Here is a 23470-nt window from a genome sequence, read left to right as displayed (position 1 = left end):
AAAAGCTGCTTCAATACTTTTGAAGCAGCTTTTTTTTAATTTTTATTTCAATAATTTATCTAGTGTTTCCACCAAACTTGGTTCAGAAGGCCGCGTTTCGTCCGCATGAATCACCTTTCCTGTTGGGTCAATTAAGATAAATCTTGGAATAGATTCGATGCCAAAGGCCTTGATAAAATCGGAATACCAATCTTTATCAGCAATTAATTGGATACCGCCTAAAGATTTATCTTTTACAAAATTTTTCCATTTATCATGATCTTTTTGGGTATCAATAGAAATACTCACAAAGGCAATGTTTTTCCCGTGGTATTGTTCTTCAATTTTTTGCAAAAAAGGAATTTCGCCACGACAAGGCCCACACCAAGTTGCCCATACATCGATATACACATATTTACCGCGTAAGTCTTCCAGTTTGGTTTTGCCCCCTGCATAATTTTCGTACTCAAACGAAGGCGCCTGGGTATTGTTTAGTTTTTGTTGTTCTTGTTTTTGTTTGAAATACATTTTTAACTCGAACAATTCTTGCATCATGGCTTTCTTTTGTAATTCGACAAAATCAGGATCAAATCTTCCTTGTTCAAGTCTCGCTTTTTCTGCATTTTGCTTGTCGGTTATTTTTTTCGAAAAATCATCTGGGGAAGAAGCTAGTAAATCGTCATAATTAAAATCGCCTTCATGTCTTATTTTTTCAGCTAAATAGTTGTTTTCGGGGGCGCCTTTTCCAGTGTACACGATGGATTCATCAAAGTTTTTAGCATCCAATTTAAGTGTGATGTCGAAACCATTTTTCAAAAACACATCGGTATATTCAGCTCCATCAAATAATTGATACATGCCTGTTTTGACATCAAAGGAAGTGCTAAAATGCCCGTTTTCCTCTAGTTTAATTTCTTTTACAATAACTTTGTTGTTTTTTATAAACAAAGTTGCGCCATTTTTATTAGCAATAGCTCCCTGAAATTTTAACACCGTTTCTTGACCAAAACTCACATGCGACCAGACCAAAACGACTACTAACAATCCTAATTTTTTCATATTTCGATTTTTTTAATTATTCCATTTCAAATATAGTTAAATTAATTTAGCACGTATTTATCAATAAGAAAATATTTAATGTTTATTTCGCGTGAAGTTTTTTACTTTTGCACCCAAGACCTTAGGTCGACTCGAAGCTTTAGCTGAATAGGCGAAGCAATTGTACATAATAAAAAAATCATGTCAAATGTATAGAAGTCATTCATGTGGCGAATTGAACGCCTCACATATCAATCAAGAAGTAACCCTTGCGGGTTGGGTACAAAAAGTTAGGGATAAAGGATTTATGAATTGGGTGGATTTACGCGACCGATACGGAATTACACAATTGGTATTTGACGAAAGTCGTTCTGATAAGACGGTTTTCGAATTGGCCAAAACACTCGGAAGAGAATTTGTGGTTCAAGTGAAAGGAACGGTAATTGAGCGTGAAGCCAAGAACAAGAACATTCCTACTGGAGATATCGAAATTTTGGTTAAAGATATGACCATTTTGAATTCTGCATTGACACCGCCTTTCACTATAGAAGATGAAACCGATGGAGGTGAAGATATTCGCATGAAATACCGTTACTTAGACATTCGTAGAAATCCGGTTAAAAACAGTTTGTTATTTCGTCATAAAGTGGCGCAAGCCGTTAGAAATTACCTTTCTGATTTAGATTTTTGTGAAGTTGAAACGCCTTATTTGATTAAATCAACTCCAGAAGGCGCAAGAGATTTCGTCGTTCCAAGTAGAATGAATGAAGGTCAATTTTACGCCTTACCACAATCGCCACAAACGTTCAAACAACTATTGATGGTGGGAGGCATGGACAAGTATTTTCAAATTGTAAAATGCTTCCGTGACGAAGATTTGCGCGCTGACAGACAGCCCGAATTTACTCAAATCGATTGTGAAATGGCGTTTGTAGAACAAGAAGACATTTTAAATGTATTTGAAGGATTAACCCGTCATTTACTTAAAGAAATAAAAGGCATTGAAGTAGAAAAATTTCCAAGAATTACCTACGATTATGCTATGAAAACCTACGGAAACGACAAACCCGATATTCGTTTTGATATGAAATTTGGTGAGTTAAACGAAGTGGCTCAGCATAAAGATTTTCCAGTTTTCAACTCGGCTGAATTGGTAGTTGGAATTGCAGCTCCAGGTTGTGCTTCTTATACAAGAAAAGAAATTGATGCGTTAATTGATTGGGTAAAACGTCCGCAAGTTGGTGCTTCTGGAATGGTTTATGTAAAATGTGAAGCCGATGGAACGTACAAATCATCGGTAGATAAATTTTACGATCAGGACGATTTGGCAAAATGGGCCGAAATCACAGGCGCAAAGGTTGGCGATATGATTTTTGTACTTTCGGGTCCTGCAAACAAAACTAGAGGTCAACTTTCTGCCCTACGAATGGAATTGGCGACGCGATTAGGATTGAGAAAGCCAGACGAGTTTGCGCCTTTATGGGTGGTTGATTTCCCATTATTAGAATTGGATGAAGAATCGAGCCAAACTGGCGAACTGGCGCAGCAATCTGGAAGATGGCACGCCATGCACCATCCATTTACATCGCCAAAACCAGAAGATATGGAATTATTAGCAACAGATCCAGGAAAAGTTCGTGCTAATGCCTACGATATGGTTTTGAATGGAAATGAAATTGGTGGTGGTTCTATCCGAATTCACGATAAAGCTACACAACAATTGATGTTCAAATATTTAGGGTTTACCGAAGAAGAAGCTCGTAATCAATTTGGCTTCTTGATGGATGCCTTCCAATATGGAGCGCCACCTCACGGAGGATTAGCTTTTGGTTTGGATCGATTGGTAGCAATCCTTGGAGGTCAAGAAACTATTCGTGATTTTATAGCGTTTCCAAAAAATAATTCTGGTCGAGACGTTATGATTGATGCTCCTTCAAAAATAGATGAAAATCAACTCAATGAATTACATATTAAAGTCGCATTGAATTAATATCATATTCTCATTTTTTTAAACGTTGTGGTTTGATTAGTATAAAACAACAACGTTTTTTGTTTAAAAAAATGAATTATATTTATAAAAATGCTAAAAAAACACACAAGATATTTTAAAAATAAAAAAAACTTTTTATTTTTTTAACATTTAAATGTTGTTTGTGAACGAAATAAACATACCTTTGGGCAATAATATTATTTTTTTAAAAAAATGCACACAGGTAAAGTTAAATTTTATAATGAATCTAAAGGTTATGGATTCATTACTGATGACCAAGATGGTAAAGACATTTTTGTTCATGCAACAGGGATCAAATCAGAATCATTAAAAGAAGGTGATTCGGTTTCTTACGAAGAAGAAGAAGGAAGAAAAGGTAAAGTAGCTGCGCAAGTAGTAGTTATCGAAGACTAATATATATTATTTTTTGGTTACCTAGAATGGTTAAACGCCTCAATAACGTATTGAGGCGTTTTTTTTTGATACATTTTACAATTTAGAATTAATTTAAATAAACGATTTTAAGAAAGAAATAAGTAACGTTTAGAGTTTGATTTTTGTGAATTAAATAAAGCCACGTATATTTGTGGCTATTTTATTAAAGTCTAAATTTTAACGACATGCAATCTACACAACATGATTTTTTGCCCATCCTCATGCAAGCGGGACTTGCGATTGGGTTTGTAGTAGCAACCATAATAGGATCGGGGTTTTTAGGTCCTAAAAGACATTCGAAAAGTAAAGATAAAAACTTCGAATGCGGGATTGAATCGGTGGGGAATGCTCGTATTCCTTTTTCGGTAAAATATTTTTTAGTAGCGATACTTTTTGTGCTTTTTGATGTAGAGGTAATATTTTTATATCCTTGGGCAGTAAATTTTAGAGAATTAGGCGAAACAGGAATGATAAAAATGGTAATTTTCATGTTGTTTCTTTTGGTGGGATTCTTTTATATTATCAAAAAGAAAGCCCTTGAGTGGGAATAATTGCATCATAATCGAGTTGAATTGATATACTAATTTAAGTACGAATTATAAATGAGTGATTCTAAAACAAAAATGGTTGCTCCGCCAGAAGGAGTTGTAGGTGAAGGCTTCTTTGCTACAAAATTGAACGATGTGGTAGGTTTGGCACGTGCCAATTCGCTTTGGCCTTTGCCTTTTGCTACATCATGTTGTGGGATAGAATTCATGGCTACTATGGCATCTCACTATGATTTGGCACGTTTCGGTTCAGAACGAGTAAGTTTTTCACCTCGTCAGGCAGATATGTTGTTGGTTATGGGAACTATTTCCAAAAAAATGGCCCCGATTCTTCGTCAAGTATACGAACAAATGTCCGAACCCCGTTGGGTAATCGCTGTAGGGGCTTGTGCTACTTCAGGAGGAGTGTTTGATACATATTCTGTTTTACAAGGTATTGACAAAGTTATTCCAGTTGATGTATATGTACCTGGATGTCCACCGAGACCGGAACAAATCGTTCAAGGCGTAATGCAATTGCAAGAATTGGTAAAAAATGAATCTGTAAGAAGAAGAAATTCTCCAGAATATAAAGAATTATTGGCCTCATATAATTTATAGAAAATGGCTTTAGAAATTGAGTTTATAAAAGAAAAAATGATTTCAAAATATGGGAATAAAGTACTGAATTTTGAAATGAGTAGAGATATTTTTTCATTCGAAGCTACACCAGACGAAATCCATGACGTCATTCGTTTCTTGAAAGAAGATGAACAATTAAATTTTCATTTCTTGACGGATTTAGCGGGTGTTCATTTTCCGGATAATGATGAAAATCATCAATTTGCTATCGTTTATCACTTGCACAATTGGGTTGAAAATGTAAGAATACGTGTCAAGACGTATCTTCCTGAATCTCCTGAGGTGCCAACCATAACCGATTTGTTTTTATGCGCCAATTGGATGGAAAGAGAAGCATGGGATTTTTATGGAATCAATTTTATAGGACATCCCCAACTCAAACGAATATTAAATATGGAAGAAATGGTGTCGCATCCCATGAGAAAAGAATTTCCTATGGAAGATGGAGGAAGAACAGACAAAGACGATCGTTTCTTCGGAAGAACCCCAGCTAATTGTTAAAATAATTCAACATTATAAAATGTCAGACTTATTACTACCTCCCGAGCATCGATATGCTAAAATAATTGAAAAAATGCGTAATGAAGATGGAAGCGAGTTGTCTATCCTAAATTTAGGACCCACGCACCCCGCTACCCATGGAATTTTTCAAAACATTCTATTAATGGATGGTGAGAAAATTCTCGACGCAGAGCCTACTATCGGATATATTCACAGAGCTTTTGAAAAAATTGCTGAAAACAGACCTTTTTATCAGATCAATGTATTGACCGATAGAATGAATTATTGTTCCTCACCAATCAATAATATGGCTTGGTGGATGACCGTAGAAAAATTATTGAATATTGAAGTGCCAAAGAGAGCACAATATTTGAGAGTCATTGTTATGGAATTGGCGCGTATTGCAGACCATTTGATTTGTAATTCTATCCTAGGGGTAGATACGGGAGCCTACACAGGATTTTTGTATGTTTTTCAATTTAGAGAAAAAATATATGAAATCTACGAAGAAATTTGTGGAGCTCGTTTAACAACTAATATGGGTAGAATTGGAGGTTTTGAAAGAGCTTGGTCTGACGAAGCTTTTAAAAAGCTTAATGTCTTTTTAGAAGAATTTCCCATAGCTTGGAAAGAATTTGAAAATCTTTTTGAAAGAAATAGAATTTTTATTGATAGAACAGTAAACGTAGGACCAATTTCTGCTGAAAAAGCAATGCAATATGGCTTAACAGGTCCAAATTTACGAGCAGCAGGAATTGATTATGATGTTCGAAAAGCAGCACCTTATTCCTCCTATGAAGATTTCGATTTTGATATCCCTGTTGGACAGTCAGGCGATACTTACGACCGTTTTTGTGTGAGAAATGCAGAAGTATGGCAAAGTTTAAGTATCATTCGTCAGGCATTAGCTAAATTGCCAGAAGGCCCTTATCATGCCGATGTTCCTGATTATTATTTGCCTCCAAAAGAAGACGTTTATCACAATATGGAAAGTTTGATTTACCATTTCAAGATTGTTATGGGAGAGGTACCCGTACCCGTTGCTGAAATTTACCATGCAGTGGAAGGAGGAAATGGAGAATTAGGTTTTTATTTAATCACCGATGGTAGTAGAACGCCTTACCGATTAAAATTTAGAAGACCTTGTTATGTATATTATCAAGCCTATACTGAAATGATAAAAGGAGGTATGTTGTCTGATGCTATCGTGATATTATCAAGTTTAAATGTTATTGCAGGAGAATTGGACGCATAATGAAATTATAAATGATGAATTTTAAATTTTAAATTATCCAAACATTTAAAATTTATAATTCAAAATTTAAAATAATAAAAATGGAAAAATCACATATAAAACAAGAAATACACATGACCGAAGCGTTGATGAATCGCATCAACGAGTTAATCAGTCATTACCCTGCCGATAAAAAGAAATCGGCTTTGTTACCCGTATTGCATGAAGTCCAAGATGCTCATGATAATTGGCTTAGTGTGGAATTGCAAAACAAAGTAGCTGAAATTCTTGAGATAAAACCTATTGAGGTCTATGAAGTGGTAACCTTTTATACCATGTTCAATCAGAGACCTATTGGAAAGTATATGTTTGAATTTTGTCAAACGTCGCCTTGTTGTCAACGAGGAGTAGAGGATTTGATGGATTACACGTGTGAGAAACTTGGCGTAAAAGTAGGAGAACCAACCCCAGACGGACAGTTTGAAGTGAGAGGCGTAGAATGTCTTGGCGCTTGTGGCTATGCACCCATGATGCAGTTGGGGGATTTCTACCAAGAACACTTGACCAAAGAAAAAATAGATCAGTTAATTGCTGATTGTAAAGACGGAAAAATCACCTTACACGATAAATAATATTATGGGAAGAAAAATATTATTAGACAAAATCAATGTTCCAGGCATTAAAACTTACGAAGTGTATCGTCGTGAAGGCGGTTATGCTTCGGTAGAAAAAGCCCTAAAAACATTAACCCCCGATGAGGTTACCGAAGAAGTAAAAACATCAGGTCTTCGTGGTCGTGGAGGCGCGGGTTTCCCAGTAGGAATGAAATGGAGTTTCATCGATAAAAAGTCGGGTAAACCTCGTCATTTAGTGTGTAATGCCGACGAATCAGAACCAGGAACATTCAAAGATAGATTTTTAATGGAGTACATTCCTCATTTACTCATTGAAGGAATGATTACCTCTAGTTATGCACTTGGGGCAAATTTATCTTACATATACATCCGTGGGGAATATATGTGGGTATACAAAATTTTAGAAAGAGCCATTGCTGAAGCCCGTGCGGCAGGATGGTTAGGAAAAAATATATTAGGAACAGGGTACGATTTGGACTTGTATGTGCAAATTGGTGGAGGAGCTTACATCTGTGGTGAAGAGACTGCTTTGATTGAAAGTTTAGAAGGAAAACGCGGAAACCCTAGACTAAAACCACCCTTTCCAGCCATATCTGGTTTATGGCAAAACCCAACCGTGGTAAATAATGTTGAAAGTATCGCTTCTGTGCCATGGATTGTGAATAATTCGGGAGCTGAATATGCTGCTATTGGTATTGGACGTTCTACAGGGACCAAATTAATTTCGGCTTCTGGGAACATCAAAAATCCGGGCGTTTATGAAATTGAGTTAGGACTGTCCGTATACGAATTCATGAATTCTGACGAATATTTAGGTGGAATGCAAACGGATAGACCTTTAAAAGCTTTGGTGCCTGGAGGAAGCTCAGTGCCTATTTTACCCGCACATTTAATTTATAAAACTGCCGCAGGAGAAGATCGTTTGATGACCTACGAAAGTTTGTCTGATGGGGGCTTTGCTACAGGATCAATGTTAGGTTCAGGGGGATTTATAGTATATGACGATAGAGCTTGTATTGTTCGAAATACATGGAATTTTTCAAGATTCTATCATCATGAAAGTTGCGGACAATGTACGCCTTGCCGCGAAGGAACAGGATGGTTAGAAAAAGTATTATGGCGTATTGAAAATGGCCAAGGGCGTGAAGAAGACATTGAATTATTATGGAGTATCCAATCCAAAATAGAAGGAAATACTATTTGTCCATTAGGGGATGCTGCTTCATGGCCAGTAGCTGCGGCTATTCGTCACTTTAAAGAAGAATTCGAATACCATATTCGCTTCCCAGAAAAAGTTAAAAATAGAGATCATTTTGTGGCAGAACCTTTTGAAAAGGTAAAACATTTAGTAGCAAAAGAAACAGTATAATTTAGAAGTACGAAGTTAGAAGTTGGAAGGAAGAAGTGGAAGCACTTAAAACTTTTAAACTTTTTAAACTTTTAAACAAATAGATAATGAAAGTAACCATAGACGGTCAAGAGATTGAAGTAGCACCAGGAACAACCATCCTACAAGCTGCTCGTATGATTGGTGGAGAATCGGTTCCACCAGCCATGTGTTATTATTCAAAACTAAAAGGAACCGGCGGAAAATGTCGCTGTTGTTTAGTTGATGTAACTAAAGGAAGTGAAGCCGATCCTCGTCCGATGCCAAAACTTGTCGCTTCGTGTGTAACAGGATGTCAAGATGGAATGGAAGTGGCTAGCACGTCTTCAGCAAGAGTTAAGGAAGCGCGAAAATCAGTAACCGAATTTTTGTTAATCAATCACCCCCTAGATTGCCCAATTTGCGATCAAGCAGGGGAGTGTGACTTACAAAATTTAAGTTTCGAACATGGTAAATCGGAAACCCGTTTTATTGAGGAGAAAAGAACGTTTGCACCCGAAAATATTGGTGATAAAATTCAATTACACATGAACCGTTGCATCTTGTGTCAACGATGTGTGAAAGTAGCCGAAGAGCTCACAGACGACCGTGTACATGGAGTGTTAAATCGTGGCGATCATGCCCAAATTTCAACCTACATTGCGGCTGCTATTGAGAATGATTTTTCGGGGAATATGATTGATGTATGTCCTGTTGGTGCTTTGACCGACAAAACATTCCGATTCAAGTCGAGAGTTTGGTTTAACAAACCATTCAACGCACACAGAACATGTACTACACCAGGATGTTGCGGTAAAACAACTTTGTGGATGTTTGGAAATGAAATCCAAAGAGTTACTGCACGAAAAGACGAATATCATGAAGTAGAAGGGTTTATTTGTAATACTTGTCGTTTCGACAAAAAAGAAGTAGCCGATTGGACGATTGAAGGGCCACGTAAATTTGAAAAAGATTCTGTTATAAATCAGAATAATTATACGAGAAAACTAGATAAAGTAGTAATCAATACTGAAAAAGGAATTCTCGAAGGAAGAGACATTGACAGAAAAAAAATTAGTATGGCTAAAATTCCATTAGACAATAATAAATAAGATAAAAATGGAAAGTGCATTTATAATAGAAAAAAGTATTTTTATTGTTGTAATTTTTGCTTTTACAATGATTATGGCCATGTATTCTACTTGGGCAGAGCGTAAAGTTGCTGCTTTTTTACAAGATAGAGTTGGGCCAAACCGAGCAGGATGGGGCGGATTATTACAACCCCTAGCAGATGGAATGAAACTCTTCGCGAAAGAAGAATTTGAGCCAGATACTAAAAACCGATTTTTATTTTTTGTTGGGCCTGCTATTGCCATGAGTACCGCATTAATGACTAGTGCTGTAATTCCTTGGGGAGATAAATTACACCTTTTTGGTCGTGATATTATTTTGCAAGCTACAGATATTGATGTTTCCTTATTATATATATTCGGAATCGTTTCAGTAGGGGTCTATGGTATTATGATTGGAGGCTGGGCATCCAACAATAAATTCTCGCTTATGGGAGCGGTTCGTGCTGCTTCGCAAATGGTATCCTATGAAGTAGCGATGGGATTGTCTATCATTGCCTTATTGATGATGACAGGAACTTTGAGTTTAAAAGAAATATCAGCCCAACAAACAGGGTTTCATTGGAATGTTTTTTACCAACCGCTTTCATTCTTAATCTTTTTAATTTGTGCTTTCGCAGAAACCAATAGAACCCCATTCGATTTGGCCGAATGTGAGTCAGAATTGATTGGAGGATATCACACAGAATATTCTTCTATGAAAATGGGATTCTATCTGTTTGCCGAATATGCTAATATGTTTATTTCCTCTACCATCATTTCTATTTTGTTTTTCGGAGGATACAACTATCCGGGAATGGGTTGGGCATTAGAACATTGGGGTGTAAATGTTGCTAATAGCATCGGAATTGCTGCCTTGTTTGTAAAATTATGTTTCTTCATCTTTTTCTTTATGTGGATTAGATGGACCATACCAAGGTTTAGATACGATCAATTGATGAATTTAGGTTGGAAAATATTGATTCCATTGGGAATTGCTAATATTATTATAACGGGTATTTGCATTTTAGTTTTTAAATAGAGTAAATATGTCAACAGCAATACAAAATATTTCATTATCAGGTAAGAAAAAACAAGTTTCCAATAAGGAAATGACCTTTTTAGAGCGACTCTATTTGATCGCCATTGTAAAGGGTTTGTGGATTACCATCAAACATTTTTTTAGAAAAAAAGCAACCATTCACTATCCGGAGCAAGTACGCCCTTTTAGTCCTTTATACCGCGGAAGACACATGTTAAAACGAGATGAGCAAGGACGTGAGAATTGTACAGCTTGCGGATTGTGTGCGCTAACTTGTCCTGCTGAAGCTATATCCATGAAAGCTGCTGAACGCCAACCTGGAGAAGAACATCTGTACAGAGAGGAAAAATATGCCGAAATCTACGAAATCAACATGTTGCGATGCATCTTTTGCGGGCTTTGTGAAGAGGCTTGTCCGAAAGACGCCATCTATTTGACCATCTCTAAAGAACTTGTTCCAGCACAATATCATAGAGAAGATTTCATTTTTGGTAAAGATAAATTAGTGATGCCTCTCGAAATGGCTATTGCAAATAGTAAAAAACAAAATTAAATATGGCACCAGTACTTATAATATTTTATGTTTTGGCCGCAATTACATTGGCCTCTGCATTTTTGACAATTTACAGTCGAAATCCAATACATAGTGCCATTTATTTGGTAATTTGTATGGTTTCAATTATGGGACATTACCTATTATTCAATGCGCAGTTTTTAGCCTTGGTACAACTCATTGTATATGCTGGAGCCATCATGGTATTATTCCTTTTTACCATCATGTTGATGAACTTGAATAAAGAAGATGAAGTTCATAAACCACGTATCACCAGACTAGGAGCCATCACAGTTTTGGTTTTATTGTCTACGGTATTACTTTTATTGTTTAGACATTCAAAACCATTCTTTGGGGATTATGCTCCCATTGAAGGTGATTTTCAATCCATAAAAAAACTTGGAACCGTGTTATTGGATAATAAAGACGGTTTTATGGTTCCTTTTGAATTCACGTCGGTGCTTCTTTTGGTAGCCATGATAGGAGCTGTGTTATTATCTAAAAAAGAAAAACAAACAAAATAAAATGGACAATATATTAAATCAAATAGGGATTGAAAATTATATCTTTCTGTCAATACTTTTATTCTGTATAGGAGTTTTTGGAGTATTATATAGAAGAAATGCGATTATTGTTTTTATGTCGATAGAGATTATGTTGAATGCAGTTAATTTATTGTTTGTTGCGTTTTCGACCTATCATCAAGATCCAAAAGGACAAGTATTTGTATTTTTTTCCATGACCGTAGCCGCAGCCGAAGTAGCCGTTGGTTTGGCCATTCTAGTTTCAGTATTTCGTAATATTGGTTCGGTTGACATTTCTAATTTAAAAAACTTAAAAGGATAATCCCTAATGGACAATAGTTTAGTTTTACTTTTATTATTAACCCCATTTGTTGGGTTCTTATTCAATGTTTTCCTAGGAAAGAAAGCTGGAAAAGGCATTTCAGGAGCCCTAGGAACACTAGCAGTAGTCGTTTCATTTGCGATGAGTGTGTATTTTTTCATGCAATTAAATGCTTCTGGAAAACCAATAGCAATTAAATTATTGGATTGGATTCAAATAGGAAATCTTAAAGTAGATTTCGGAATTTTACTAGACCAATTATCATTACTTTGGTTGTTATTCGTAACAGGTATTGGTTCCTTGATTCACTTATACTCGATCAGCTACATGCACGATGACGAAAATATGCACAAGTTTTTTGCGTATTTGAATTTATTCGTGTTCTTCATGATAACTTTGGTTGTAGGAAGCAACTTATTAGTCATGTTTATTGGATGGGAAGGCGTAGGACTTTGTTCGTATTTGCTCATCGGATTTTGGCATAAAAATCAAGAGTATAATGATGCTGCTAAAAAAGCATTCATCATGAATAGAATTGGAGATTTAGGCTTCTTGATTGGGATTTTTATTTTGGCAAGTTTATTTTCAACATTAAACTTTGTTGAAATGAAACAAGCTTTATCAGCTGGAAATACAAACACTGCTTTATATTCAATTGCTGCCTTATGTTTATTCATTGGAGCAACTGGAAAATCGGCACAATTACCACTTTACACTTGGTTACCTGATGCCATGGCTGGTCCAACACCAGTTTCAGCGTTAATCCACGCAGCTACGATGGTAACCGCAGGGATTTTTATGATTACTAGAATGAATTTCTTATTCGATGTAACTCCAGAAGTTCAAAATATTATCGCAATTGTTGGAGCCATTACCGCTTTAGTGGCTGCATCCATTGGATTATTTCAAAATGATATTAAAAAAGTACTAGCTTATTCAACCGTTTCACAATTAGGGTTAATGTTTTTAGCCTTAGGTCTTGGAGCTTACAATGTTGCTGTTTTCCACGTAATTACACATGCGTTCTTCAAAGCGTGTTTATTCTTGGGTTCTGGTTCGGTGATTCATGCGCTACACGGCGAACAAGACATGCGTAAAATGGGTGGTTTGCGTAAAGCAATGCCGATTACCTTTGCAACCATGTTAATCTCAACTTTAGCCATTGCGGGTATTTTTCCATTCGCTGGATTCTGGTCAAAAGATGAAATCTTGATGGTAGCTTTCGAACACAATAAAGGGTTATGGATAATGGGTTCAATTGCTTCTATCATGACAGCGTTCTATATGTTCCGATTGATGTATTTAACGTTCTTCAGAGACTTTAGAGGAACCGAAGAACAAAAACATCATTTACACGAAAGTCCGAGTTTAATCACATGGCCATTAATTATATTAGCCGCATTAGCAACCTTTGGGGGTTTGATTAACCTTCCTGGAAGCAATTGGTTAAACCACTTCTTAGAACCAATTTTAGCCCGAAAACACGAAGAACATGCTCTTGGAAGCCAAGAATATATGCTAATGGGAATTGCTTTAACTGGAGCAATCATCGGAATTGGTTGGGCTTATTCAAAATACATCAAAGAAGGATTTGTACCTAAACAAGATTCAGAAATTGTTGGTTTTTCAAAAACCATTTACCATAAATATTACGTTGATGAATTTTATATGTCATTAATTTTAAAACCCTTAAATGCCCTGTCAAATTTCTTTAGAACGACTCTAGAACCTGCATTAGGTAATATAGTATACGGATTGGGTACTGTAGCCAATGGACTTGGAAATCAAGGTAAAAAAGTACAAACGGGAAGTATTGGATTATACTTGTTTGCCTTTGTCATTGGTGTTTTAGCATTAGTTAGTTATTTGTTTTTAGGTCAATAAATCAGAGAAAATGAACGTATCACTTATATTACTTATTCTTTTACTTGGTGCTTTAGCAACGTTTCTTTCAGGAGATAAGTTTGCTTCTAAAGTCGCTTTGTTTTTCAGCTTAGTAGCATTAGGTTGCTCATCAGTATTAGTAAATCACTTTTTAGGAGGCGTTGATATTAATGTAAACAATCCATGGATTTTACAACCTCATGTATCGTTTGCCTTAAAAGCTGATGGTTTGTCATTGGCCATGGTTTTATTGACGGTTTCATTAACGCCCTTAATAATTCTAACAGGCTTTGGTAACCACTTCGAAAAATCGAAAAACTTCTATGCGTTGGTTTTGTTTATGGCATTTGCCATGACGGGCACTTTCTTAGCCGCTGACGGTTTGTTATATTACATATTCTGGGAATTAGCATTAATTCCTATTTACTTCATTGCCTTAATTTGGGGTAATGGCGATGCCGACGAACGCAAAAAAGCGGTAGTGAAATTCTTTATTTATACTTTAGGAGGTTCGTTATTTATGCTAATTGCTTTCGCTTATTTATATATCAACGCAGGTAGCTTTTTATTAGAAGATTTATACAAATTAAATTTAACCGCTACTGAACAAACATGGATTTTCTTCGCATTCTTTTTAGCGTATGCGATTAAAATTCCGATTATACCTTTCCACACTTGGCAAGCAAAAGTGTACCAAAAAGCACCAACTATTGGAACCATGCTTTTATCAGGTATTATGCTAAAAATGGGATTATACAGCGTAATTCGTTGGCAATTGCCCATTGCACCTTTGGCAGCCAAAATGTATATGCCAACATTAATCGGATTGAGCATTGCTGGAGTAATTTATGGTTCGATAGTGGCATTACGTCAAAAAGATTTGAAAAAACTATTAGCCTATTCGTCTTTAGCTCACGTGGGATTAATTGCTGCGGGTTGTTATACTTTAACTGCTGATGGTTTAAGCGGAGCTGTTTCACAAATGATAGCACACGGTTTTGTTATTGTAGGCTTGTTCTTTGCAGCAGAAGTAATTTTTAGAAGATTTGGAACCTACAAAATAGAAGATTTAGGAGGCATACGCCCACAAGCTTCAAAATTCACGTCGATGTTTATGATTTTGGTGTTAGCCTCAGTCGCTTTGCCTGGAACATTCAATTTCGTAGGAGAGTTTACGGTATTGTATAGTTTGTCTCAAGTGAATATTTGGTTTGCTATTTTCGGTGGAACAACCATTATTTTAGGAGCGTACTATATGCTTAAAATGTTCCAAAATGTAATGCTAGGAGAGACAAATACTAAGGTTTTTGCCGACGTTACTATAAATGAAACAATTGTTTTTGTAATACTTATTGCCTTTTTATTATTCTACGGTTTATATCCAAAACCAATTGTAGATTTAGTAAATCCAAGTATTACGGAAATTTTAAAAACTATTAATCGATAAATAATTTTGGAATTGAAGGTTGATACTAAACTTTTAAATCCTAAATCCTAAATAAAAATGATTACACTAATAGCAATAACAGCACTAGGCGTTTTTTGTTTAATTGCCGAAATTTTTAACCTTAGAAAAGCACTTGTACCCGTAACGGTTTTGGGTTTGTTAGGAATTCTTGGTTCTACATTGAATCTTTATTCATTAGGAGAATTAAGTAGCGACTACAACACGATGATTTTTGCTGATAATTACGCTAAAACATATTCGTCCTTGTTTATCCTATTGACTGTTTTTTTGGTAGCCATGAGTCATGATGTGTACAAAGAACATCAAACCAAGATATCTGATTATGTAGCCATCAAAGTGTTCCTTTTAGCAGGTGCTGTGGCTATGGTCTCGTTTGCTAATTTATCCATGTATTTTCTTGGAATTGAAACCCTTTCAATAGCGTTATATACCTTGGCAGGAAGTAGTCGTTTGGACATTAAAAGTAACGAAGCAGGAATGAAATATTTCTTAATGGGATCCTTTGCTTCTGGATTTATTCTTTTCGGAATTTGCTTGATATATGGAACTTTTGGAACCTTCGACTTAAAAGAAATTAGCGAGTTTTCAGGAGCTTTAGATAAAGCCATCTGGTTTTCCATTGGCGTTTCGTTAATCACTATCGGAATGTTGTTTAAAATAGCTGCGGTACCATTCCATTTTTGGGCTCCCGATGTATATGAAGGTTCACCGTCTCTAGTTACTGCGACGATGAGTACTTTAGCTAAAGTAGTCGCATTTGCCGCACTATACAAATTGTTAGCCGCGATGAATTTGTTCCCGACAATTCAATTTCAAAATATTATCGTTACCGTTTCCATTCTTTCCATGACGGTAGGAAATATCATGGCATTACGCCAAGAGAATGTAAAGCGTATGTTGGCTTTTTCAGGGATTTCTCATGCCGGTTTCATGTTGATGACGGTGTTAAGCATTGCCAATGCCGCATCTAATTTATGTTATTACACGTATGCGTATGCCTTGGCAGGGATGGCCGCTTTTGCGGTAATTATTGCTGTAACCAAAAACAAAGACAACGAAAACATAAGCCATTTTAATGGTTTAGGGAGATCCAATCCGTTATTGGCTGCGGTACTTACAGCTGCCTTGCTGTCTATGGCAGGAATCCCAATATTTGCTGGTTTTTTTGCTAAATTCAATCTGTTTACACAAACCATACAAGCGGGCTATTTGGTAGTAGTCATTGCAGGAGTAATTAATTCAATTATCAGTGTGGGGTACTACTTCAAATTGATTCTTGCGATGTACACTAAAGAGACTCAAGAAACGACTCAAAACATTCCTTTTGTGTATTATGCTGTTGGTGTGATTTCCATTCTAATTAACCTTGTAATTGGAATGCATCCCAATGTGATTACCGATTTATTGAACTAACCTCCTTTTTATATAGAGAACGACCATCAAAATTGCTTTTGGTGGTTTTTTTATTTATCAACAATCGATCACATTTAACACTTGCCTTTTTTAGTTTTTTGTAATTTTATCGCATGTATGCTTTAGTCGATTGTAACAATTTTTACGCCTCGTGCGAACGTGTTTTCCAGCCACATTTGAATGGGAAACCGATTGTTATATTGTCCAATAATGACGGCTGCATCATTTCGAGAAGCGATGAAGTGAAAGCCTTAGGTATTCCTATGGGAGGACCCGAATTTAAAGTTCGAGAAGAACTCAAACGACATCAGGTTCATGTTTTTTCATCCAATTACGTTCTTTATGGAGACCTAAGCAGTCGTGTAATGAAAATTTTGGAAGGCTTTACACCACAGGTTGAAGTGTATAGCATAGACGAAGCCTTCCTAAATTTTGATGGAATGAATCTTTCGGATTATCAGGAATGTGGGATTCAAATAAGAAAACGAATCTTGAAATGGCTCAGCATTCCTGTGTCGGTAGGATTTGCCCCAACCAAAGCATTAGCCAAAGTAGCCAATAAAATCGCGCGAAAATTTCCACAAAAGACAGGGGGTTCTTATGTGATAGATACTGACGAAAAACGCATCAAAGCCTTAAAGTGGACTAAAATTGAAGACGTTTGGGGCATTGGGTATCGTTTAACCAAAAAAATGAAAGCTACACACATTTTAACCGCTTTTGATTTTATCCAACCCTACCACGAAGCCTTTATTAAGAAAGAAATGGGCGTGGTGGGTTTGCGTCTAAAAATGGAACTCGAAGGAACATCGGTATTAGAAATAGAAGAACCCAAAGACAAAAAAAACATCACCATCACGCGAAGTTTTGATGGAACCATCACCACGTTTGACGACATGAAAGAACGCGTTTCGACATTTGCTACCATTTGTGCCGAGAAGTTGCGCAAACAAAAATCATGTTGTCATGGCATCATCCTCTATTTGCGAAAAGATCATCATAAAGTCGACCGTGAGCGTTATAGTTTTTACCGTATGACAACCTTGCCGTTTGCCAGCAATTCCAATATCACTCTGAGCACTACTGCCGTACAATTGCTCAAAGATCTCTTTGAACCTGGGGAATTTTATAAAAAAGCAGGGGTTATTGTGACTCAAATCATCCCTGAACAACAAAAACAATTTCATTTGTTTGAAGAAGAAGACCCCAGACATCAAAAACTCATGGAAGTCATCGATGCCTACCATAAGAAAATTGGAGAACGCAAAATCCGTTTGGGGAATCAAGATTTACAACGCACATGGAAAATGAAACAAAAGTATTTATCTCCTAAATACACCACAGATATTAAAGATGTTTTTACCGTAAGATGCCATTAAAAAAGCCTATTACTTTCTTTCTTCCCGATTTGGATACCACTAAAGAACTTCCTTTTGTTTCCAGTGGTATCAAAGCCGGATTTCCTTCACCAGCCGCCGATTTTGACGAAAGTAAAATCAGTTTGGATAACGTATTAGTAAAAAATAGGGAAGCTACTTTTTATGCTAAAGCTTCAGGAACATCTATGATAGGAGCTGGTATTGACGATGGTGATATATTGGTCATCGACCGAAGCCTCGAGCCTCAAAACCATAAAATCGCGGTATGTGTCATCGATGGTGAGTTTACCGTAAAAAGAATTCATATCGAACACGATGCGGTATACCTCATGGCCGAAAACAAAGACTATCCTCCCATCAAAGTTACCGAAGAAAATGAATTGATTATATGGGGAATTGTGACCTATGTGATAAAAAATCTGTAATTCAGATAGTTGCTAGATTGTTTTTTTATTAAGTATGATAAATATTTATTAACACTAAAACGTTTTCGTAAATATTTTATGTATTTTTTTTGCTTTTTTATTAATTTTGATTTTATATAATCTTTTTAATAAAAAACACACTTTATAAAAAATTTTTATTATGAAAAAAAATAATTCTGTTTTTTTGTTTTCTTACGATTCTAATCTAAAGATAAAACTAAAAAAAGTTTTATCTTTATTGTTCTTCCTAATTAGCTTTGCAATTAAAGCTCAGATATGGGTTAATCCATTGACCACAGGAAGACCTATAGCTAATTATTATCTTGGAGATAAAATTCCTGCTAATACCTATTTTCAATTTGAAATTGGTCAAATATCTTGGAATTCCTCTATGGTAGGACTTGGGCAAAATTCTGACGGCACTACCGGATGGAATTGGGCTGATGCAGCTTGGTATCAAGATGGGACCGGTTCAAATAAAAGAGTTCAGAGAAACATTGGAGGTATCCAATTTACTGCTACAGGGACTTGGTTTGTTGTAGGTAGAGCTAAAGCAAATTCAGGTGATACCTACACCTATGCCGACGAAGGAGGATGGACAAATGAAACAACATTAACTGCAAGTACATCAACTAAAAGTTGTCCTTATTACAACGTTAGTGCGCTAGGGAATCCAACCTCTTGCTCAGCATCTATTTCTGGTACAACGGCGAGTTTAAGTTGGACAAGATTTACAGGAGGTAGCACAAATTACAATGTAATGATAGTTAGATATCCAAAAGATGCTGTTCCGACCTCACCTGTAAATGGTACGAGTTATGCTTTAAACAGTTCAATAGGATTAGGAACGGTTGTTTATGCTACTGGTACGGGTACGGCGTCAACAAACCCCGTGACGGCGTCAACAAATTATGATTATTATTTTTATTCTGAGAATTGGTCGTATTACAGTTCTGGTCAAAAAGTTACTGCTTTAGCACCAGCGCCAACAATAACTTTAGGTTCAAGTCCTTCAATTTGTAAAGGTGTTGCTACTGCTAGTCTCTCGTACAGTGCAACAACTAATAGCCCAAATCAATACAGTATCGTTTATGATTCGACTGCTTTGAGTGTAGGATTTGCTAATGTTACAAACGCAACATTACCTTCTTCGCCTATTGTTTTATCTGTGCCTATTGGAGTTAGTGCTGGTACCTACAACGGTGTTTTAACTGTTAAAAATTCAACCTCCGGAATTGCAAGTAATAACTATCCTTTTACTATTACAGTTAATGCATTGCCCAATACCGGAACCTTGAATGGTTTGCAATCTTTTTGTTTGAATGGTACAAGTTCCTTTACAACTAATGGGACTTCAGGAGGGACATGGTCTTCATCAAACACTAGTGTGGCTTCTGTTAATGCTTCGGGAGTGGTAACAGGAACAGGTGTTGGATCTGCAATAATTACCTACTCTTTAAATAGTTCAGGATGTACAAATAGTTCTACAATTGCTGTTACTATTAACAGCAACACTTCATCTAGTCAGACAATATCAGCTTGTGATTCTTATACATGGTCACTTAATGGTCAGACCTATACTACAAGTGGAACCTACACTTATGTTAATGGATGTGATACAAAAATACTTAACTTGACAATTACTCCAAGTACGAGTAGTTCAAGTACTGTGGCTGCTTGTGGTAGTTATACTTGGACGGCTAATGGGCAAACGTATACTTCAAGTGGTATCTATACTTCGGTCAATGGATGTGATACTAAAATATTAAATTTAACAATTACTCCTGTTGCTAATAGTACTACAACAGTTTCAGCTTGTGATACCTATACATGGTCTGTAAATGGTGTAACTTATTCTCAAAGTGGAACATATTCTTTTGTTTCAGGGTGTGATACCAAAACACTAGAATTGACACTATTTGCTAGTACACCTTCAAGCCAAACTATTACTGCATGTGATAGTTATACTTGGTCTGTAAATGGTCAAACCTACACTAACTCAGGCACGTATGTTTTTGCTGGGACTAATACAGCTGGATGTTCACAAAATCAGACATTATATTTAACCATAAATAACAGTACCTCATCTACTCAAACCGTAACAACATGTGATAATTATACTTGGTCTGCAAATGGGCAAACGTATACTACATCAGGCACCTATACTTATACAACTACAAATGCATCAGGGTGTACCGATATTAAAACATTAAACTTAACCATAAATAGTAACACCTCATCTACTCAAACCGTAACTGCTTGTGATAATTATACTTGGTCTGTAAATGGACAAACCTATACTACATCAGGTACCTATACTTATACAAGTACTAATGCATCAGGGTGTACAGATATAAAAACATTGATTTTAACAGTTACTCCTAGTACGACAAATACTACATCAATAGCTACATGTGACAGTTATACATGGACTAGTGGAAACAATCAAACCTACACACAAAGTGGTACTTATACTTATGTTTCGGGTTGTACTACTCAAATTTTAGAGTTAACGATTACTCCAAGTTCAACAAATACAACAAATGCTGTTGCTTGTGATACCTACACGTGGTCATTAAACGGGCAAACATATACTACATCGGGTATTCGCTCAGTAGTTTCCGGATGTCATACAGAGATCCTTAATTTAACCATAAATAAAAGTACAACATCGAGTCAGTCAGTTAGTGCTTGCGATAGTTATACTTGGTCAGTAAATGGAATTACTTATACTTCATCAGGTACTTATGCTTATACTTCAATTAATGCTTTTGGATGTACCGATGTTAAAACTTTAAACTTAACTATAAATAACAGTACCTCATCAAATCAAACTGTTAGTGCTTGTGGAAGTTACACTTGGTCTGCCAACGGACAAACTTATACAACAAGCGGGATTTATACTAAAGTAGGAACAAATGCCTCAGGGTGTACGGATACTAAGACATTAAATCTAACGATCTCTCCAGTGAATATAAGTAGTGCTATTTCCTCATGGACAAATGGGCAAAATGATAATACAATTGGATTTGGTGCTTGGGATTTATCAACTATAGGAAGTACTGCAGGCTTTTTTACTGGTAGTTCTGATATAAATAATGGTGGAACTACTTCATGGGGAATGTACGCGCGCGGTGGAACAAATGTTGCTAATGCTTTTAGAACCGTAGCAATGAATATAGGAAATACGCTTTCATTCTCAATGGACAATGGTTATATAGATACTGGAAAAGTGATTGGTTTTGGTCTTCAAAATAATTCAGGACAAAATTTAATGGAGTTGTTGTTTGTTGGTGGTCAAACAAATTACCTTATTAATGATAGTGTCATCGGTTTTAATTCCACAATAGGATATACAGGTGGCGGATTAGACGTTGCAATCACTTATACAGGAGTTAACACCTATTCTATAACAATAAAAACAAAGGCAGGCGCTACAGTTACTTTTTCAGGAAGAACCTTTCTAACACAATCTGGAGGGCAGCGCCCTGCACAAATTCGTTTATTTAATGCTGGAGCGGGTTCAGGTCCAAATTATGATTTATTTTTTAATAGTTTAACATTAAATAATCCAATTATAACAACGCAACCAGCAACATCTAATCAAAATATATGTGTTGGAGCTGCGCCAAATAATTTGAGTATTTCGGCTAGTGGAAATGGATTAACTTACCAGTGGTATCGCAATTCCACAAGTAGTTATAGTGGAGCAACTAGTATTGAGGGAGCAACTTTAGCTACTTTTACACCTCAGAATACCTCTGCAGGAACTACTTATTATTATTGTGTTGTTACTGATTCATGTGGAACAACGTATTCAAATATATCAGGAGCGATTAATGTTACAGCTCCTAAAGATACCGGAGTACTATCAGGAAATGACGCTATATGTGTGGGTGGATTAACCACTTTTTCTACTAATGGAACATCAGGAGGTTCATGGACTTCTTTAAATCCTTCTCTAGTAACTATTAATAGTTCAGGAGTTGCAACTGGTCTTTCTTCAGGAACAACTGTTATTACGTATTCTTTAAATGGAGTTGGAGGCTGTCCAAATGCATCTGTATCAAAAAATATTGTTGTTAATGCATTACCCAACGCAGTAATTAATAACAATACTGGCGTTAGCAAAATAACTTGTTTAATTCCTTCAATAAACCTTACTGCAACTGGAGGAACGACTTACTCATGGTCAAATGGTTCAACGATTATTGGATCTACAGATACTCTGGAGGTTACTTCTGAAGGTACATATACAGTTACAGTTACCAATGCAAGTGGGTGTAGTACAATAGTAAATAGTATTATTACCCAAGACACTCTGGCTACATCTTCAAGCCAATCGGTAACTTCCTGCGATAGTTATACTTGGTCAGTAAATGGTCAAACGTATACTAGTAGCGGAACCTATACTTATACAAGTACCAATGCTTCAGGATGCACTGATGTTAAGACATTAGTGTTAACAATCAACAATAGTACATCATCGAGTGAGTCAATAACAGCTTGTGATAGTTATACTTGGTCAGTAAATGGTCAAACGTATACTAGTAGCGGAACCTATAATTATACAAGTACTAATGCATCTGGGTGTACTGACTATAAGACATTGGTATTGAACATTATTAGTAGCAGAATGTATTATGCCGATGTCGACGATGATGGATATGGAAATACATTAATAACACAACAGGCTTGTACACAACCTATAGGTTATGTAATAAATAATACTGACTGTAACGATTCAGATGCTAGTATGCATGCAACGTATTCGTTCTATGCGGATACAGATGCTGATGGTTATGGAGCAGGAAGCGCAGTAACTTTGTGTGCTGTTGATGCTTCAACAGCCCCAACAGGATATTCTGTAAACAATACAGATTGTGATGATTCAAATGGAGCTATTCATGTAGGCGCGATGTATTATGTAGATACCGATGCTGATGGTTATGATAATGGAACAGCAACGTTCTGTTTAACATCAGCGCCAAGAGGCTATTCAGC

General features: G+C 36.2%; 20 protein-coding genes. 19 read left to right on the top strand and 1 reads right to left on the bottom strand.

Going from position 1 to position 23470, the window contains the following annotated elements:
* Positions 1–42: 42 nt before the first annotated feature.
* On the bottom strand, positions 43–1038 hold the full coding sequence (locus CLV55_RS05530; protein WP_112112759.1) for a TlpA family protein disulfide reductase: 996 nt from the start codon (positions 1036–1038) through the stop codon (positions 43–45).
* A 187-nt stretch (positions 1039–1225) separates the two neighbouring features.
* Between CLV55_RS05530 and aspS the strand changes: the two genes are divergently transcribed.
* The 19 genes from aspS to CLV55_RS05435 all read left to right on the top strand — a co-directional run.
* Positions 1226–3007 (top strand): aspartate--tRNA ligase, encoded by a 1782-nt coding sequence (gene aspS / locus CLV55_RS05525; RefSeq protein ID WP_112112758.1) that lies wholly within the window; start codon positions 1226–1228, stop codon positions 3005–3007.
* Positions 3008–3220: 213 nt separating this feature from the next.
* Positions 3221–3421 (top strand): cold-shock protein, encoded by a 201-nt coding sequence (locus tag CLV55_RS05520; protein ID WP_112112757.1) that lies wholly within the window; start codon positions 3221–3223, stop codon positions 3419–3421.
* Positions 3422–3627: 206 nt separating this feature from the next.
* The gene (locus CLV55_RS05515; RefSeq protein ID WP_112112756.1) at positions 3628–3993 is read left to right on the top strand and encodes an NADH-quinone oxidoreductase subunit A; all 366 of its coding nucleotides are present in this window, start codon (positions 3628–3630) and stop codon (positions 3991–3993) included.
* A 51-nt stretch (positions 3994–4044) separates the two neighbouring features.
* Positions 4045–4590 carry an NADH-quinone oxidoreductase subunit B gene (locus tag CLV55_RS05510; protein ID WP_112112755.1) on the top strand — a complete coding sequence of 182 codons (546 nt, stop codon included), beginning with the start codon at positions 4045–4047 and terminating at the stop codon, positions 4588–4590.
* Positions 4591–4593: 3 nt separating this feature from the next.
* Positions 4594–5112 carry an NADH-quinone oxidoreductase subunit C gene (locus tag CLV55_RS05505; RefSeq protein ID WP_112112754.1) on the top strand — a complete coding sequence of 173 codons (519 nt, stop codon included), beginning with the start codon at positions 4594–4596 and terminating at the stop codon, positions 5110–5112.
* A gap of 19 nt (positions 5113–5131) precedes the next feature.
* On the top strand, positions 5132–6367 hold the full coding sequence (locus tag CLV55_RS05500; protein ID WP_112112753.1) for an NADH-quinone oxidoreductase subunit D: 1236 nt from the start codon (positions 5132–5134) through the stop codon (positions 6365–6367).
* Positions 6368–6447: 80 nt separating this feature from the next.
* A complete protein-coding gene (locus CLV55_RS05495; protein WP_112112752.1) occupies positions 6448–6978 on the top strand; it encodes a complex I 24 kDa subunit family protein in 531 nt (176 codons plus the stop codon).
* Between the two features lie 4 nt (positions 6979–6982).
* Positions 6983–8350, top strand: a complete 1368-nt coding sequence (gene nuoF, locus CLV55_RS05490; RefSeq protein WP_112112751.1) for an NADH-quinone oxidoreductase subunit NuoF — start codon at positions 6983–6985, stop codon at positions 8348–8350.
* A gap of 86 nt (positions 8351–8436) precedes the next feature.
* Positions 8437–9459 (top strand): 2Fe-2S iron-sulfur cluster-binding protein, encoded by a 1023-nt coding sequence (locus tag CLV55_RS05485; protein ID WP_112112750.1) that lies wholly within the window; start codon positions 8437–8439, stop codon positions 9457–9459.
* Positions 9460–9466: 7 nt separating this feature from the next.
* Positions 9467–10498, top strand: a complete 1032-nt coding sequence (gene nuoH, locus CLV55_RS05480; RefSeq protein WP_112112749.1) for an NADH-quinone oxidoreductase subunit NuoH — start codon at positions 9467–9469, stop codon at positions 10496–10498.
* Positions 10499–10505: 7 nt separating this feature from the next.
* A complete protein-coding gene (locus CLV55_RS05475; RefSeq protein ID WP_112112748.1) occupies positions 10506–11051 on the top strand; it encodes a NuoI/complex I 23 kDa subunit family protein in 546 nt (181 codons plus the stop codon).
* A 2-nt stretch (positions 11052–11053) separates the two neighbouring features.
* A complete protein-coding gene (locus tag CLV55_RS05470; RefSeq protein WP_112112747.1) occupies positions 11054–11575 on the top strand; it encodes an NADH-quinone oxidoreductase subunit J family protein in 522 nt (173 codons plus the stop codon).
* A gap of 1 nt (position 11576) precedes the next feature.
* Entirely contained in the window at positions 11577–11897 is a 321-nt protein-coding gene (gene nuoK / locus CLV55_RS05465; protein ID WP_112112746.1) for an NADH-quinone oxidoreductase subunit NuoK, read from the top strand.
* Positions 11898–11903: 6 nt separating this feature from the next.
* Positions 11904–13781 (top strand): NADH-quinone oxidoreductase subunit L, encoded by a 1878-nt coding sequence (nuoL, locus tag CLV55_RS05460; RefSeq protein ID WP_112112745.1) that lies wholly within the window; start codon positions 11904–11906, stop codon positions 13779–13781.
* Positions 13782–13791: 10 nt separating this feature from the next.
* On the top strand, positions 13792–15228 hold the full coding sequence (locus CLV55_RS05455) for a complex I subunit 4 family protein (protein ID WP_112112744.1): 1437 nt from the start codon (positions 13792–13794) through the stop codon (positions 15226–15228).
* Between the two features lie 57 nt (positions 15229–15285).
* A complete protein-coding gene (locus CLV55_RS05450; RefSeq protein WP_112112743.1) occupies positions 15286–16662 on the top strand; it encodes an NADH-quinone oxidoreductase subunit N in 1377 nt (458 codons plus the stop codon).
* A gap of 113 nt (positions 16663–16775) precedes the next feature.
* A complete protein-coding gene (locus CLV55_RS05445; protein ID WP_112112742.1) occupies positions 16776–18041 on the top strand; it encodes a Y-family DNA polymerase in 1266 nt (421 codons plus the stop codon).
* Positions 18032–18466, top strand: coding sequence for a LexA family protein (locus CLV55_RS05440; RefSeq protein WP_112112741.1), 435 nt, complete (start codon positions 18032–18034; stop codon positions 18464–18466). The genes CLV55_RS05445 and CLV55_RS05440 overlap by 10 nt, the downstream gene beginning before the upstream one ends.
* Positions 18467–18626: 160 nt before the next feature.
* The coding region (locus CLV55_RS05435) for a beta strand repeat-containing protein (RefSeq protein WP_394338235.1) at positions 18627–23470 on the top strand (4844 nt) is incomplete at its 3' end.

This window comes from Flavobacterium aciduliphilum (genome assembly GCF_003268855.1).
Lineage (GTDB): Bacteria > Bacteroidota > Bacteroidia > Flavobacteriales > Flavobacteriaceae > Flavobacterium > Flavobacterium aciduliphilum.
The sequence above is the reverse complement of the archived record's forward strand: the minus strand, read 5'-3'. Positions and strand labels throughout refer to the sequence as shown.

Coding starts and splice junctions, on each gene's coding strand:
- CLV55_RS05485 (WP_112112750.1), top strand. CDS start 8,437: ATGAAAGTAACCATAGACGGTCAAGAGATTGAAGTAGCACCAGGAACA.
- CLV55_RS05510 (WP_112112755.1), top strand. CDS start 4,045: ATGAGTGATTCTAAAACAAAAATGGTTGCTCCGCCAGAAGGAGTTGTA.
- CLV55_RS05520 (WP_112112757.1), top strand. CDS start 3,221: ATGCACACAGGTAAAGTTAAATTTTATAATGAATCTAAAGGTTATGGA.
- CLV55_RS05445 (WP_112112742.1), top strand. CDS start 16,776: ATGTATGCTTTAGTCGATTGTAACAATTTTTACGCCTCGTGCGAACGT.
- CLV55_RS05450 (WP_112112743.1), top strand. CDS start 15,286: ATGATTACACTAATAGCAATAACAGCACTAGGCGTTTTTTGTTTAATT.
- CLV55_RS05475 (WP_112112748.1), top strand. CDS start 10,506: ATGTCAACAGCAATACAAAATATTTCATTATCAGGTAAGAAAAAACAA.
- CLV55_RS05500 (WP_112112753.1), top strand. CDS start 5,132: ATGTCAGACTTATTACTACCTCCCGAGCATCGATATGCTAAAATAATT.
- aspS (WP_112112758.1), top strand. CDS start 1,226: ATGTATAGAAGTCATTCATGTGGCGAATTGAACGCCTCACATATCAAT.
- CLV55_RS05515 (WP_112112756.1), top strand. CDS start 3,628: ATGCAATCTACACAACATGATTTTTTGCCCATCCTCATGCAAGCGGGA.
- CLV55_RS05505 (WP_112112754.1), top strand. CDS start 4,594: ATGGCTTTAGAAATTGAGTTTATAAAAGAAAAAATGATTTCAAAATAT.
- nuoK (WP_112112746.1), top strand. CDS start 11,577: ATGGACAATATATTAAATCAAATAGGGATTGAAAATTATATCTTTCTG.
- CLV55_RS05455 (WP_112112744.1), top strand. CDS start 13,792: ATGAACGTATCACTTATATTACTTATTCTTTTACTTGGTGCTTTAGCA.
- nuoF (WP_112112751.1), top strand. CDS start 6,983: ATGGGAAGAAAAATATTATTAGACAAAATCAATGTTCCAGGCATTAAA.
- CLV55_RS05440 (WP_112112741.1), top strand. CDS start 18,032: ATGCCATTAAAAAAGCCTATTACTTTCTTTCTTCCCGATTTGGATACC.
- CLV55_RS05530 (WP_112112759.1), bottom strand. CDS start 1,038: ATGAAAAAATTAGGATTGTTAGTAGTCGTTTTGGTCTGGTCGCATGTG.
- CLV55_RS05495 (WP_112112752.1), top strand. CDS start 6,448: ATGGAAAAATCACATATAAAACAAGAAATACACATGACCGAAGCGTTG.
- nuoL (WP_112112745.1), top strand. CDS start 11,904: ATGGACAATAGTTTAGTTTTACTTTTATTATTAACCCCATTTGTTGGG.
- nuoH (WP_112112749.1), top strand. CDS start 9,467: ATGGAAAGTGCATTTATAATAGAAAAAAGTATTTTTATTGTTGTAATT.
- CLV55_RS05470 (WP_112112747.1), top strand. CDS start 11,054: ATGGCACCAGTACTTATAATATTTTATGTTTTGGCCGCAATTACATTG.